Origin of the sequence: Sulfitobacter sp. M39, assembly GCF_021735935.1 — a bacterium.
Lineage (GTDB): Bacteria > Pseudomonadota > Alphaproteobacteria > Rhodobacterales > Rhodobacteraceae > Sulfitobacter.
In genome coordinates, this window is record NZ_WMDZ01000001.1 from 1,964,963 (window position 1) to 1,979,389 (window position 14,427).

General features: G+C 60.3%; 14 protein-coding genes and 1 tRNA gene. 4 read left to right on the top strand and 11 right to left on the bottom strand.

From position 1 onward, the window contains the following. Nucleotides 1-33 precede the first annotated feature (33 nt). Complete coding sequence (dksA, locus tag GLP43_RS09550; RefSeq protein WP_037945012.1) at nucleotides 34-456, top strand: RNA polymerase-binding protein DksA; 423 nt, start codon at nucleotides 34-36, stop codon at nucleotides 454-456. Between the two features lie 113 nt (nucleotides 457-569). Further along, the gene (locus tag GLP43_RS09555; protein WP_237279129.1) at nucleotides 570-1,739 is read left to right on the top strand and encodes an FAD-dependent monooxygenase; all 1,170 of its coding nucleotides are present in this window, start codon (nucleotides 570-572) and stop codon (nucleotides 1,737-1,739) included. A gap of 24 nt (nucleotides 1,740-1,763) precedes the next feature. Here GLP43_RS09555 and GLP43_RS09560 read toward each other — a convergent pair whose 3' ends face one another. Together GLP43_RS09560 and rocF are read right to left on the bottom strand one after the other, a co-directional pair. Beyond that, the gene (locus GLP43_RS09560) at nucleotides 1,764-2,813 is read right to left on the bottom strand and encodes an ornithine cyclodeaminase (RefSeq protein WP_184582176.1); all 1,050 of its coding nucleotides are present in this window, start codon (nucleotides 2,811-2,813) and stop codon (nucleotides 1,764-1,766) included. A gap of 21 nt (nucleotides 2,814-2,834) precedes the next feature. Beyond that, entirely contained in the window at nucleotides 2,835-3,755 is a 921-nt protein-coding gene (gene rocF, locus GLP43_RS09565; RefSeq protein ID WP_009826964.1) for an arginase, read from the bottom strand. A 111-nt stretch (nucleotides 3,756-3,866) separates the two neighbouring features. On the opposite strand from rocF, the gene GLP43_RS09570 reads away from it, so the two are divergent. Beyond that, on the top strand, nucleotides 3,867-4,304 hold the full coding sequence (locus GLP43_RS09570) for an Lrp/AsnC family transcriptional regulator (protein WP_184582174.1): 438 nt from the start codon (nucleotides 3,867-3,869) through the stop codon (nucleotides 4,302-4,304). A gap of 21 nt (nucleotides 4,305-4,325) precedes the next feature. On the opposite strand, the gene GLP43_RS09575 is transcribed toward GLP43_RS09570, so the two are convergent. Together GLP43_RS09575 and GLP43_RS09580 are read right to left on the bottom strand one after the other, a co-directional pair. Next, on the bottom strand, nucleotides 4,326-4,793 hold the full coding sequence (locus tag GLP43_RS09575; protein ID WP_237279130.1) for a disulfide bond formation protein B: 468 nt from the start codon (nucleotides 4,791-4,793) through the stop codon (nucleotides 4,326-4,328). Next, a complete protein-coding gene (locus GLP43_RS09580; protein WP_184582170.1) occupies nucleotides 4,793-5,371 on the bottom strand; it encodes a YqaA family protein in 579 nt (192 codons plus the stop codon). The genes GLP43_RS09575 and GLP43_RS09580 overlap by 1 nt, the downstream gene beginning before the upstream one ends. Nucleotides 5,372-5,494: 123 nt before the next feature. Between GLP43_RS09580 and GLP43_RS09585 the strand changes: the two genes are divergently transcribed. After that, nucleotides 5,495-5,578, top strand: a tRNA-Leu gene (locus tag GLP43_RS09585). 171 nt (nucleotides 5,579-5,749) lie between these two features. On the opposite strand, the gene GLP43_RS09590 is transcribed toward GLP43_RS09585, so the two are convergent. The 7 genes from GLP43_RS09590 to GLP43_RS09620 all read right to left on the bottom strand — a co-directional run bounded on the left by GLP43_RS09590 (nucleotide 5,750) and on the right by GLP43_RS09620 (nucleotide 13,569). Continuing rightward, entirely contained in the window at nucleotides 5,750-6,676 is a 927-nt protein-coding gene (locus GLP43_RS09590; RefSeq protein ID WP_237279131.1) for a carbohydrate kinase family protein, read from the bottom strand. Then, nucleotides 6,673-8,229: a mannitol dehydrogenase family protein gene (locus GLP43_RS09595; protein ID WP_237279132.1), complete on the bottom strand. Its 1,557-nt coding sequence runs from the start codon at nucleotides 8,227-8,229 to the stop codon at nucleotides 6,673-6,675. Before GLP43_RS09595 ends, GLP43_RS09590 begins: the two co-directional genes overlap by 4 nt. A gap of 50 nt (nucleotides 8,230-8,279) precedes the next feature. Next, complete coding sequence (locus GLP43_RS09600) at nucleotides 8,280-9,284, bottom strand: ABC transporter ATP-binding protein (RefSeq protein ID WP_237279133.1); 1,005 nt, start codon at nucleotides 9,282-9,284, stop codon at nucleotides 8,280-8,282. Between the two features lie 12 nt (nucleotides 9,285-9,296). Continuing rightward, the gene (locus tag GLP43_RS09605) at nucleotides 9,297-10,127 is read right to left on the bottom strand and encodes a carbohydrate ABC transporter permease (protein ID WP_237279134.1); all 831 of its coding nucleotides are present in this window, start codon (nucleotides 10,125-10,127) and stop codon (nucleotides 9,297-9,299) included. A gap of 10 nt (nucleotides 10,128-10,137) precedes the next feature. Further along, complete coding sequence (locus GLP43_RS09610; RefSeq protein WP_005853360.1) at nucleotides 10,138-11,004, bottom strand: carbohydrate ABC transporter permease; 867 nt, start codon at nucleotides 11,002-11,004, stop codon at nucleotides 10,138-10,140. A 117-nt stretch (nucleotides 11,005-11,121) separates the two neighbouring features. Further along, the gene (locus GLP43_RS09615; RefSeq protein WP_237279135.1) at nucleotides 11,122-12,423 is read right to left on the bottom strand and encodes an ABC transporter substrate-binding protein; all 1,302 of its coding nucleotides are present in this window, start codon (nucleotides 12,421-12,423) and stop codon (nucleotides 11,122-11,124) included. A 114-nt stretch (nucleotides 12,424-12,537) separates the two neighbouring features. Next, the gene (locus GLP43_RS09620; RefSeq protein WP_237279136.1) at nucleotides 12,538-13,569 is read right to left on the bottom strand and encodes a LacI family DNA-binding transcriptional regulator; all 1,032 of its coding nucleotides are present in this window, start codon (nucleotides 13,567-13,569) and stop codon (nucleotides 12,538-12,540) included. Nucleotides 13,570-14,427 lie beyond the last annotated feature (858 nt).

Consider the following 14,427-nt stretch of genomic DNA (forward strand, 5'->3'; position numbering starts at 1 on the left):
ATGACAGGATTAAAGACCGCGATGGGGAATGATATGAAGCAGGAAGTTTTTTTGGCGGATGGTTATACACCTGCTGAAGACGAGCCGTTCATGAATGATCGGCAAGTCGAATACTTCAGACGCAAACTACTGAACTGGAAAGCCGAGCTGCTGGCAGGAAGCCGGGACACGATCGAGGGCTTGCAAGACGGGACACGCAACATCCCCGATGTGAACGATCGCGCCTCCGAGGAAACGGATCGCGCGCTGGAACTGCGCACACGGGACCGCGCCCGCAAGCTGGTCAGCAAGATCGACGGGGCGCTGCGCCGCATCGACGAGGGTGAATTCGGCTACTGCTCCGTCACCGGAGAGCCGATTTCGCTGAAGCGTCTGGATGCGCGTCCAATCGCCACGATGAGCCTTGAGGCGCAAGAGCGTCACGAGCGCCGCGAGAAAGTCCACCGCGACGATTGATCGTCCGATAACGGGCTGCAAATGACGGCATTTGCGCGAGAATGATAATGAAAGCGCCGCGGTGTGAGCCCGGCGCTTTTGTGTGTGAAGCTGGCAAGACAGGCTAAAACGACATGGGCATCAGCAACGCAATCGTCATTGGAGGGGGTATCGGTGGCTTGGCCGTCGCAGCGGCTTTGTCGCGCCGCGGCATGGCTGTCACGCTGCTGGAGCAGGCTGAGGCGATCACAGAGGTCGGTGCCGGTCTCCAGATTAGCCCCAACGGCATCGCGGTGTTGCGTGCGATGGGGCTGGAGGCCAAGCTGACCGAACGCGCGGCGGTGCGCGGGCAGGCGGTGGTCTTGCAGGATTACAAGGCTGGGGCGCGTGTGGCGCGGCTGGACCTGATGCGCGGGCAGGGGGCGCATCCTTATATGTTCGTGCACCGCGCCGATCTGGTGGATATCCTCTTGGGCGCGGCCAAACGGGGCAATGTCACGATAGAGCTTGGGGCCGAGGTAGCAGAGGTTACCCCCGGTGCCACACCACAACTGCGCCTGACCGATGGCTCGCGCCGACGGGCAGAGCTGATCGTTGACGCCAGCGGGATCCACAGCCGTGCGCGTGCGGTGTTGAATGGCGCGGATCAGGCGAAGTTCACCGGTCAGGTCGCATGGCGCGCGGTTGTGCGGAATGACTTAGACCACCCAAACGAGGCCCATGTCACTATGGGGCCGGGTCGGCATCTGGTCAGCTACCCTTTGCGCGGCGGGCGGCTGGTCAATCTGGTCGCGGTAGAAGAGCGTGACAGTTGGGCCGCCGAAGGCTGGAACCATGCGGATGATCCGGCAAACCTGCGCCACGCCTTTACAGACTTTGGCGGGCGAGCAGCGGCGATGATCAACGTGGTAGAGAAGTGCACGCTTTGGGGGCTTCACCTGCATCCGGTTGCACAGACGTGGCATCAGGGCGGGGTTGCTTTGCTGGGGGATGCCGCGCATCCGACGCTGCCGTTCCTAGCGCAGGGGGCCAATATGGCGCTTGAAGATGCATGGGTGCTGGCCGACAGCGTGCTGAACCACCCCGCAGAACAAGCACTCGCCCGCTATCAAAACCTGCGCCAACCCCGTGTTACCCGTGTTGTCAAAGCCGCGGCAGGCAATGCCGCGCGCTATCATTTGCGCCCCGGGCCTTTGCGGTCGGCCGCGCTTTTCGGGTTGAAACTGGGCAGCACCCTTGCACCTTTGGCGATGGTCGGCGCGTTCAACTGGCTGTACCACCATGATGTGACCGCGCCGAAATAGGCTGACTTCGCACTTACTTCGCCGTTACTTGGCCCGTTGCAACATGCCGAACAGATCCCGCGGATCCTCGGGGTCGGCCAGCAGGTCAAGCGGGTCGAACAGATCGGTCGCCTTGATCTGGTCGCGCACATAGCGCAGCGCCGAGAAATCCTCGATCGCGAAACCGACGCTGTCGAACAGGGTGATCTGCTTGTCATCGGTACGCCCCTGCGCCTGACCAGTCAGCACCTGCCAGATTTCGGTCACGGGGTGATCCGGTTCAAGCTGCTGTATCTCGCCCTCAATCCGGGTCTGTTCGGGGTATTCCACAAAAATCCCTGCGCGGTGCAGGATCGCGGGGGCAAGTTCGGTCTTGCCCGGACAGTCGCCGCCGATGGCGTTGATGTGGATGCCGCTGCCGACCATATTATCGGTCAGGATGGTGGCATATTGCTTGTCCGCCGTGCAGGTGGTGACAATCTGCGCGCCCAGCATCGCTTCTTCCGCGGTGTCGCAGGGCACGACCTTGATGCCCAGACCTTGCAGGTTGGCGGCGCATTTGGCGGTGGCATCTTTGTCAATGTCATACAGCCGCACCTCGTCGATGCCGACGATGGCCTTCATCGCGAGGGTCTGGAATTCGGACTGCGCGCCGTTTCCGATCATCGCCATCACATGCGCGCCCTTGGGGGCCAGCAACCGCGCCACCACGGCAGAGGTCGCCGCCGTGCGCAGCGCCGTTAGCATCGTCATCTCGGACAGCAACACCGGATAGCCGTTCGCGACATTCGCCAGCAGGCCAAAGGCGGTCACGGTCTGCAACCCCTCCGCCGTGTTCGAGGGGTGGCCGTTCACATATTTGAACCCGTAGACCTCGCCATCCGAGGTCGGCATCAGCTCGATCACGCCCTGTTCCGAATGGCTGGCCACGCGCGGGGTCTTGTCAAACAGCTCCCACCGTTTGAAATCCGCCTCGATATACTCCCCAAGCCCGATCAGCATCGGTTCAATCCCGATGTGGTGGATCAGCTTCATCATATTGTCGACGGAAACGAAGGGCACCAGCGCCTTGTCAGAAGGGGTCAGATTGGTCATGGTCGTGGTCCTTTACTCAAATCAATAGGCGCGGGTGGGGCGGTCGAATACGCGGCGGCCAAAGGCAGAGGCGGCCAGATCGACCATCAGCTGCGCGGTGCGGCCCCGTTCATCCAAGAATGGGTTCAGCTCTACCAGATCAAGCGAAGTCATCAGCCCGCTGTCATGCAGCATCTCCATTACCAGATGGCCTTCGCGCACGGTCGCACCGCCGGGGACGGTCGTGCCAACCGCGGGGGCAACGGACGGATCAAGAAAATCGACATCGAGCGAGACATGCAGCATCCCGTTCGCCGCAGCGACCTTTTCGAGGAAGGTGTTCAGCGGCGTGGCGATGCCCGTCTCGTCAATCTCGCGCATGTCGACGCGCTGGATGGTGGTTTCCTGCAGCGCCGCACGCTCTGCCGCGTCGACAGACCGCAGGCCGATGATTGCGATATTATCATGCGGCAGCGGGTAGGGCAGATCGGGGAAGGCATCAAAGCCTTCGCGCCCTGTCACATAGCCCAAGGGCGTGCCGTGCAGGTTGCCGCTGTCGGTGCTTTCGGGCGTGTGGAAATCGCTATGCGCGTCCAGCCACAGCACAAACAGGGGGCGTTCCTCCGCCTGCGCATGGCGCATCGCGCCCAACACGGTGCCGGAGGCGAGCGCATGATCGCCGCCCATGATGATCGGGGTGCCGTCCTGCAAGGCGGCTTGGGTGGCCTCGGCCAGACTGTGTGTCCAGGCGATGGTTTCCTCAAGCGCGTGCAGTTTCGGATGCTGGCCGGGCGTGAAGGGCGCAGGCGCGACATTGCCACGGTCTGTGACGCTATGGCCCAGATCGGTCAGCGCGCCCGCCAATCCGGCGGTGCGATAGGCATCGGGGCCCATCAGACAGCCCAACCGGCGCTTGCCGCTATCCAGCGGGGCCCCCAGAAGAATACAGTTTTGTCCAGACATAGGTGAGATCCTTTCGTCAGCGTTTCCGCGACGATATCTAGCTGGTCTGGTCAGAAACAATCTTCTAAAGTGACCAAATCGGAGATAATTTGACCAAATTGGACAGCTAAGATGGACGCAACGGACGAAGCAATTCTGGCAGCGCTGCGCGACGACGCGCGGGCCTCTCTGTCTGATCTGGCGGCGGCCCTGCGGCTGTCGCGTACCACCGTGCGTGCGCGTCTCGCCCGTTTGCAACAAAGCGGAGAGATACTGGGCTTTACCGTCGTGACGCGCTCGGACGTGCGTGCCGATCCGGTGCGCGGATTAATGATGATCGAGATCGAGGGCCGTGGCGCTGAACGCATCACCCGCACGCTGGCCGGTATGGCGGCTTTGCGGGCAGTACATTCGACGAATGGCAGATGGGATGTGATCGTCGAGATCGGCACCAAAACGCTTGAGGAGTTCGACGAGGTTCTGGCCCGCATCCGCAAGCTCGACGGGGTGGTCGCGAGCGAGACGAGCCTCTTGCTCAAGACGCGCAAGGCAGGGCAGGCCGCCTCCTAGGGCGGCGGCCTGCGAGATTGTTCAGCGCGGCGTGCGCGCGGCAGAGACCCAGAACGCCAGCAGGACGGCGCATGCGACTGCGTTCCAGCCCGCCATCGACAGACCGAAAAGCTGCCAGACGATGTCGTCACACATGACCAGACCGGACGGCGCGCTGGTGGACAGAAGATCGCTACCGCTCATCGTGCCAAGGTCCATGCCGCCGCCCGTGCAGGACGACGGACCGGGCCAAAATTTCCATTCCACCCCCGCATGATAAACGCCGATGCCGCCAGTGATAGCAACCGACAGCGCGCCCAGCCAAATCAACGCCCGCGGCGCACCAAAGAGCACGATCACCCCGATGATAATCGCCGCGGCATGGGGCCACCGCTGCCACAGACACATTTGGCAAGGCGCATAGCCGCCGATGTGTTGGAAGCCGAATGCGCCTAGCAATAAGGCCGCAGATCCTAGTGTGGCGATCAGGACATAAAAATTTCGCGTCATCAGAGATACCTCAGCAAGAAGAAGCTGCCGAACAGCAGCACGACAAATACCGTAAATACCAAAGGCAGACGGCGTTCAATAAAGTCGCGGATAGGTGCGCCAAATTTCCACAGCAGCGCCGCCACGATGAAGAACCGCAGCGCGCGCGCAAGGATCGAGGTCACGATAAAGGTCGCCAGTGGCATCCCCGTCCACCCCGACATGATCGTGATCACCTTGTAGGGGAAGGGGGTGACGCCCGCAGTCAGCACAGCCCAGAAGCCGACGCCGTTGAACCGGTCCGAGAATTCCGCCATCGCGTCGCCTTTGCCAAGGCTGGCAAGGATCGGTTGGCCCAGTTGTTCAAAGGCCAGCGCACCAATGGCGTATCCCAGCAGCCCCCCCAAGACCGACGCGACCAGCGCGATCCCCGCAATCAGCCAAGCGCGGTTCGGGCGCGCAAGGATCATCGGGATCATCAGCACATCCGGCGGAATGGGAAAAACAGAGCTTTCAAGGAACGCCACAACCGCAAGGGCCCAAAGCGCGTGCGGGTGGTTTGCCAGGCCCAGAACCCAGTCATATAGCCGTCGGATCATACTGCGGTCTCCGGTATTGATTTCTGTTCAATGGCAACACCAGAACAATCGGACGGGGTCAAGCAAAAGCGGTAAAATTGCTCTTGCCGTGGGGCGCGTGGCACGGTAACAGACCCCCATTGTGCCCAAGTGGCGGAATGGTAGACGCAGGGGATTCAAAATCCCCCGCCGCGAGGCGTGCCGGTTCGAGTCCGGCCTTGGGTACCACCTTGTTTTGGCAAGGCTTTCCGTAAAATTAAGTTTCGATCGTCGATAGGTGTGAAGGTTGCTTTTGCAGCCTTGGCGATGTCGCGTCGTCTTTGGCGTTATATGCACAAAGCCACGCAGGGTAGTGCTGCGTGGCTTTGTGAAAGGGTCCCTCTGGCCTTGTGGTCGGCGCTAAAGCTCGTTCGCCCAAGGCGGGTTGGCACCGGCGCGTGACACGGTGATGGCGGCGACGCGGGCACCATATGCCATCGCGTCGCGCAAAGCGTCAGGATCAAGCGCGCCAAGGGCTTCAGGGGTCAGCAGACCCAGTTCGGACAGCTTCGCCAGAAAGCCCGCATTGAACGTATCACCGGCACCGATTGTATCGACGACGTTGGCTTTCACTGCAGGGACCGTGATCGATGTGCCGTCCGAAAGCGTTGCTGTGGCACCCTCGGCCCCTTGGGTGACAATCACAACCGACGGACCGGTGTCGAGCATTGCGCTGATCTTTTCGGCCTGCGTCAACGGGGCGGGGTTCAGCCAGTCGAGGTCCTCGTCCGAGACCTTGACGATATCCGCCTGGCCAATCATCTCCGCCATCCGCCGGCGATAGCCATCCTCGTCAGTGATGAAAAGGGGGCGGATGTTGGGGTCGATCATCACCGCCCGCGGCCCGCCCTGACGTTCCAGCAAGGCAGCATAGGCACTGGCACTGGGGTCGCTGGCAAGGCTGATACCGCCAAAGAAAAGCGCGGTGATATCGCTCGGCAGCGCTGGCATATCCTCGGCGCGGATCATCCGACCGGCGGAATTTTCGTCGAAGAATGAATAGCTTGCCTGCCCATCTTCAAGTTTCACAAAAGCCAATGTGCTCGGACGGTCAGCGCGGATGATATGCGCGGTGTCCACGTCACTGGCCTTGAGCGCGTCTGCCAACTGGTCCCCGAACATATCACGCGACAATCCGGTAAGCATGCCTGCGCGCGCGCCCAATCGGCCAAGCGCGATGGCGGTGTTAAAGACCGCGCCGCCCGAATGGGGCACGAACCCGTCCGGCCCGTCGAGCGACGGGGCAGCGACCATATCGATCAATGCCTCCCCGCAACACAGGATCATTGCCCCATCCCCGCGCGGTCACCGGCCAATGCGGCGGCCACATCCGGCTGATCAGTATAGACCGCAAGCGCGGCCTCGCAGCCTTCGGCCCAGATAAGCGACAGCCAGTTTTCAAACGCCTCGGCAAAGGCCTGATGCTCGGCCAGATCGCCATAGATATGACGCTGCGCGAGCCAGAGCTGGGGTGCTTCGCGCGCCGCCAGGGCCACAGCGTTGAGGCTCGCCCATTGCGGGTCGTTCGGCTCGATCTCTGTCCCGTCCATGCGGGTGCCAGCACACATACGGGCCCACAGCGCCTCTACCAGGGCCAGACCGGTGCAGCTGCCCTTTGCCGCCAAGGCGTCGCGCAGAACCGGCAGGACAAACCCCGGATGTCGTGATGACCCGTCAAAAGCCACGCGCCGTGTCGTGTCGCGGATCGCGGGGTTGGCGAAACGTTTGGCGATCAAGTCCACATAGGCCGCCGGTTCTTGACCGGGCACGGCGGCGATGTAGGGTGCGATTTCCTCGGCCTCGATCTTGCGGAACATGGCAGAGGTCAACGGGTGCGCCATACAATCGGCAATGGTTTCCAAGCCCAGCAACTCTCCGGCGTTGGCCAAGACCTGATGGCCGGCGTTGAGGATGCGGATTTTCATTGCCTCATAGTCATGCACCGCATCGGTAAAGATCGCCCCCGCCTTGTCCCAGTCAGGGCGTCCGGCGCAGAAGTCGTCTTCGATCACCCATTGGCGGTAGTTCTCGTGGGTCACCGGTGCCGCGTCATCGACGCCAAGGCTTTGCGCCAGCGCGATTTCGTCAGGGCCGGTGGCGGGCACGATGCAATCCACCATAGAGTTCGGGAAGCTGCAGTTTTGCTCGATCCACTGGGCAAGCGCCGCGTCACTTTGGCGGGCCAGGGTCACGACGGCTTGGCGCGTCGCGGTGCCATTGCCGCGCAGGTTGTCGCAGCTTTGGACCGTGAACGGACCATGGCCCGCATCGCGCCGCAGCTTGAGCGCGGCAATAATCGCGCCGAAAACCGTCTTGGGCTGTTCGGGCTGCGCGCGGTCATGCTGGATATCGGCGTGGGTCAGATCAAGCCCGCCGGTTTCGGGGTCGATGAAATACCCGCCTTCGGTCACGGTCAGCGACACGATGCGGATCGCGGGGTCCGCCATCGCGGCAATCAGTGGCGCGTTGTCTTCGGCAATTGGGATGTAATCGATCATCGAGCCGACGACCTCTGCCGTGACACGACCGGGGGCCAGTTCGATCAAAGTGGTCAGATAGTCCTGCGCTTTAAGCTTGTCGCGCATCGCGCTGTCATAGGCCCGCACGCCGGCCCCGATCAGCGCCCAATCCTGCGCTAGCCCCTGTTGCATCAACTTGTGCAGATACCACGCCTGATGGGCGCGATGGAAGTTGCCCAGGCCGATATGGATGATCCCCGCCGAGAGCGCGCCGCGATCGTAGTCGGGCGTACCGATACGGGCTGGCAGGTCGCCAAGGCGATCCAGGGACAGCGGCACCGGAGGCGGCGCGTCTGTGTTTGTTGTGGTCGGTTCATTCATGAGACCGCTTTCGTAGAAATCAAAATTAAAGGGCAGTGTCACACGGCGCTTCATGCGATGCGCAAGCCGTTACCGTCGAAGCGGTGCAGCGCATCTTCGCGGGGGGTCAGGAACACACGGTCACCGTGGCGCAAGCCGACTTCGCCGCGGGCACGGACGGTCATCATTTCGGTCAGGCCTGTGTCATAGACGTGGAAAAACGTATCCGACCCCAAATGCTCCGACACTTTGACCACGCCGCTCCAGGTGCCTTCGGTTGTCGATACGTCAATGTGTTCAGGGCGGATGCCGATGGTATGCGCACCGTGTTTCGCCGCCTCGGGGCCCGAGATCAGGTTCATCTTGGGCGAGCCGATAAAGCCCGCGACAAAGGTGTTGCGGGGTGTGTGGTAAAGCTCGAGCGGGGAGCCGACCTGTTCGATCACACCGGCCTGAAGCACCACGATCTTGTCGGCCATGGTCATCGCTTCGACCTGATCGTGGGTTACATAGATCATCGTCGTTTCAAGCCGTTTATGCAGCTCGGAGATTTCAAGCCGCATGCCCACGCGCAAAGCAGCGTCAAGGTTGGACAGCGGTTCGTCGAAAAGGAAGGCCGCGGGTTCGCGGACAATCGCCCGACCAATCGCCACACGCTGGCGTTGCCCGCCCGACAGCTGGCCGGGTTTGCGGTCCAGATAATCGGTCAGGTTCAGCGCTTTCGCAGCGGCATCGATGCGGCGGTTCTGTTCGTCCACGGGGATGCCCGCCATGCGCATCGGAAAGGCGATGTTCTTGCGCACGGACATATGCGGATACAGCGCGTAGGACTGGAACACCATCGCCAGACCACGCTTGGCGGGGGGCACATGGGTGGCGTCCTGCTTGTCGATGCGGATCTGCCCGCCCGAGGTATCTTCGAGCCCTGCAATCAGGCGCAGCAGGGTGGATTTGCCGCAGCCCGAGGGGCCGACAAAGACGGTGAATTCGCCGTCTTCGATGGTCAGGTCCAGCGGCGGGATGACTTCGACGTCACCGAAGCGCTTGGAAACCTTGTCTAATGTGATGCGTCCCATGGTGTTGTTTCCTTATTTCACTGCGCCAAAGGTCAGGCCGCTGACAAGTTGTTTCTGGCTGAACCAGCCAAGGATGAGGATCGGCGCGATGGCCATGGTCGAGGCCGCGCTGAGCTTGGCGTAGAACAACCCTTCGGGGCTGGAATAGCTGGCGATAAAGGCCGTCAGAGGGGCAGCCTTGGCGGCGGCGAGGTTGAGGGTCCAGAAGGCTTCGTTCCAGGCGAGGATCACGTTCAGAAGCAGCGTGGAGGCGATGCCGGGGATCGCCATCGGCGTTAGGATATACAGCACCTCTTCGCGCAGGCTGGCACCATCCATACGGGCTGCCTCTAGGATCTCTCCGGGGATTTCCTTGAAGTAGGTGTAGAGCATCCAGATAATGATCGGCAGGTTGATCAGCATCAGCACGACCACCAGACCCAGTTTGCTGTCCAGCAGACCCAATCGGATAAAGATCAGGTAGATCGGATAAAGCACCCCGACCGCTGGCAGCATCTTTGTGGACAACATCCACAGCAGGATGTCTTTCGTGCGGTTGGACGGCACAAAGGCCATCGACCAAGCCGCGGGAACGGCGATCAGGATGCCCAGAATGGTAGAGCCCCCCGCGATCACCACCGAATTCCACAAGAAGCGGCCGTAGTTCGAGCGTTCCTGCACCGCGGCGTAATTTTCCAGCGTCCAGTCAAAGAACAGGAACACCGGCGGGTCTGCAATCGCCTGGGCTTCGGTCTTGAAGCTGGTCAGGATGGTCCAGAGGATGGGGAAGAAAATCAGCAGCCCGACGCCCCATGCGAGTGCGGTGTTCAGAGCCTTGCGTTGTGTGGTCGTTGCACGTGCCATGACGGGCTCCTTATGCGTCGAGGTTCTTGCCAACCATGCGCATCAGGAAGATGGCAACGATATTGGCGAGGATGATGGCATAGACACCGCCGGCAGAGCCGAGCCCGATGTTCTGGCTTTCCAGCACACGCTGGAAGATCAGATAGGTCAGGGTTTTGGTGCCAAAGGCGCCTTGGGTGGTCACGAAAATTTCGGCGAAAATAGAGAGCAAAAAGATCGTCTGGATCAGCACCACCACGGTGATTGCCCGCGACAGGTGGGGCAGGGTGATGAAGCCAAAGCGTTTGACGGGCGATGCGCCGTCCATCTCGGCGGCCTCCAGTTGTTCGCTGTCCAGCGACTGGATCGCGGTCAGCAGGATCAGCGTCGCAAAGGGTAGCCACTGCCAGCTGACAATCAGAATGATGGATTGGGTCGAGGCTTCGGTCAGCCACACCAGCGGTTCAGCCCCAAACAGGCCCCACAAGTGGGCGAGCAGCCCGTTGACAGGATCCATGAACATGTTCTTCCAGACCAGCGCCGATACGGTCGGCATCACGAAGAACGGGGCAATCACGAGGATCCGAACGATCCCTTGACCCCACATCGGCTGGTTCAGCAAGACGGCCAGCAACACACCCAGAACGACGGTGATGAACAGGACGCCGCCCACGATCACCAGTGTCGCCTGAACCGACGGCCAGAAGGCGCTGGACGATACGAAGCGGACGTAGTTGTCAAAGCCGACCCATCCCAGATCACCGCCGCGCAGGGGCAGGTATTTGCGAAAGGAAAAATACAGCGTCATCGTCAGGGGGACGAGCATCCATCCCAGAAGCAGCACGACAGCGGGGGCCATCATCAGACGGGCGGCCGATCGTGAGTGTTGCGTTGCCATTGAATATACCTCCTCCGTTGACGGGCTAGGGCCGTCCCGGACGATCATGCACGTGTTGGAAAAAAGGGGCCAGTCAGCAAGGGGGAGCTTTGCTGACTGGCCCCGAGGGCGATCAGATCAGTAGCCGGCGGCTTCCATCTCATCGGTGGTCAACGCTTGGGCGTTGGCCAGGGCTTCATCGACGGACTGCTGTCCTGCCAGCGCGGCAGAGAACTCTTGTCCGACCTGTGTGGCGATGCCTGCGAACTCTGGGATAGCTGCAAACTGCACACCGACGTAGGGCACCGGATCAACGGTTGGTGCGGTGGGATCAGCCGACAGGATGCTGTCCAGTGTCATCTGCGCGAAAGGCACTTTTTTGTATTCGGCGTTTTCGTACAGCGATGTCCGCGTGCCGGGAGGAACATTTGCCCAACCGTCTTTCTCGGCGACCAGCTCAAGATACTCTTTGGACGTGGCCCATTCGATGAATTCTTTCGCGGCGGCTTCGTTATCGGTGCCGGCAGGGATGCCAAGCGCCCAAGCCCACAGCCAGTTGCCGCGTTTGCCTTTGCCGGTGTCAGGTGCCAGCGCAAAGCCGACCTGATCCGCGACGGTGGAATCTGTCGGGTTGGTCACAAAGGACGCCGCAACAGTCGCGTCGATCCACATGCCGCATTTGCCCTGTTGGAACAGCGACAGGTTTTCGTTGAACCCGTTGTTCGCCGCACCCGGAGGGCCCGCGTCGTTCATCAGGTTCACATAGAACTCAAGCGTTTCTTTCCATGCAGGCTGATCAAATTGCGCGGCCCAGCTTTCGTCGAACCAGCGCGCACCAAAGGCGTTTGCTGTCGCGGTGAGGAACGCCATGTTCTCGCCCCAACCGGCCTTGCCACGCAGGCAGATACCGTTGATGCCAGCGTCACGGTCGGTCATTGCGCGGGCCGCTTCAGCGACGAATTCCCATGTGGGCGCGTCGGGCATGTCCAGTCCGGCTTTCTCCATCAGGTCCTTACGGTACATGATCATGGAGCTTTCGCCGTAGAAAGGCGCCGCATAAAGCGTGCCGTCGACGCTCAGACCGCCGCGCATCGCGGGCAGGATGTCGTCGGTGTCATAGTCAGCCGACAGATCGTCCAGCGGTACCAGCCAGCCTTGTTTGCCCCAGATCGGGGTCTCGTACATGCCGATGGTCATGATGTCGAACTGCCCACCTTTGGTGGTGATGTCCGTGGTCACACGTTGACGCAGGACATTCTCCTCCAGCGTGACCCATTCGACTTCGTGGCCGGTTTTGGCTGTAAAATCATCGGTAAAGCCCTGCATCCGGACCATGTCGCCATTATTAACCGTGGCGATCGTGATCGTATCTGCAGAAGCAGCGGCTGCCGTCAAAAGTGAAATGGCGGTCGCCGTTCGAAACGCGTTCAAAACAAACATCTTCTACCTCCCTGATGAGATGTTAGCGACAAGCTTACGGCTATTGGTGAACTCGCGTCAATTTGAATTTTACGCGCGTCTATTTTTACGATTTAGATGCGTGTTTTCAATTCTCTAGGCGGAGCCCCTGAGCACGAGCTTGCCGTCAAACAGCGTCTCTGTACGCGAATCAAGAGAATCATCTGCCTCGATCAGCGCCAGCAGGGTGGTCGCGCTTTTCTCGGCAATGGCTTCGTAGTCTTGGGACACGGTGGTCAGGCGCGGGCAGGTGAAGCGCGAGAAAGGATGGTCGTCATGGCCCGCGACGCGGAAGTCGTGGCCTGCCTCAATCCCGACGCTCATCCCCGCCTCGAAAATGGCGGACAACAGCCCGATGGCCAAACGGTCGTTGCTGCACAGTATTGTTTTCGACGGCAGGCTTCGGTCGCGGATCACGCGGGTGCCTTCGCGAAACCCGATCTCTTCGAATTCCCATCCCTCGCCACCGACCTGGATCAGATGCGGCGTCTGGCCCAGACGTTCCATCGCCCTGACATAGGCCGCGCGCCGTTTGTACGCGTTGGGGTTCATCGGGTCTTTCATCTCGAAAAACGCAGGCGGCTCGCCCGTGCGGCACAGGTAGTCGACGATCAGATCAACGCTTTGTTCATTGTTGGAACCTATGAACGCCTTGCCGACCTTTTCGATGTTCGCATCGAACAGGACGGTAGGGACCTCTGCGGTAAAGGTCTGGATCTGCGCGTGGTCAGAGCTGCGCCCGAAAGCGGCCAGCAATACGCCCGCCGGTTTCAACATGCGCAGGTTTTCGAGGTTCTCCAGCTCCATCTCGGGGCTGCCGTGCGACCCAAGCAGGACGGGCCGGAAGCCCTGACGCAGGATGTGTTCTTCGATCGTGCGGGCAATTTTGGCAAAGAAAGGGTCGGCCAGATGCGGCACCACGACGCCGATGTTCTTGGTCAAACGGCGGTTCTGGTTCATGGCGTAAAGATTGGGCCGATAATCATATCGGTCCAGCGCTGCCTCAACCCGCTTGCGGGTGCTGCTACGCACGCTGGTGGGGTCGTTGAAGAACTTGGAAAGCGTCGGACGGGAGATCCCGCTGACGGCGGCAAACTCTTCCATATTTTTGATTTTCCGACTGCTCATCAAACGCTTCTTCTGGTGGTGGCAGAGGCCAAGTGACGACGCCATGTTCCTGTATCTGTTGGATCAGCATACTTGTCGCGCGGCAAATATCACCCCCTAACATGATGAGACAGTAGGATTTTGCTGCGAATTATTCGAAAATACTCTCTTACGGTTGTAGCGGCAGATGTTCGCTCAGGCTGATGCTGCGGCGTCACATCTGTGGTGTCGCCTCTTTGCATTTGGTGTATGGCCGCCCCACCTAAAGGGCTGGCGACTATACTTCAGGTAGCGTTGCGATTCGGTTTCGTACTGGCAAACTATCCGCAAATTTCGAAAAAATACGCGCCTCAGCAACCTATTGGTTCCAATTCAAGAATTAGGGCCACCGTGCGGATCAGCTGCTCTGAATTTAATCGAGGGCACGATTTACTGTGTCCTGTTGCGAAACAGTGGACATGTGTTCGTTTCTAAATTCGTTAAATTTCCGTAAATATAGACGTGATTTCGATGTCTAAGCGCGCCAGAATCTGCAGCCTCGGAAACAGTTTGCTACCTATGCGGGTTTTCATAAGGTCTCTGTCGAGTCAAAAAAGGCGGAAAAGAGGCGCGTCTGCGAATTCTTGCCACTTTTCTCTTCCCGCAGCGTCAACGCCCAGTTATCAAAGGCATGCCCAACTGGGGGGCAAAGTTTTTTAGGTTTCGGGGGCGACCGCATCGAACGCACGTGTTGTGCGGGGAAGATGTGTTCGCTTGGCTCTCAAGAGCCGATGAATATACCACTGCCGGTTGCGCGGCAGCGGGCAGCTGTCTGCGGTTGATCCTCCCTTCAGAACGGTAGAGTTCTTTGTGTGTCGTCTGTGACCGCGGAGCTTTGCT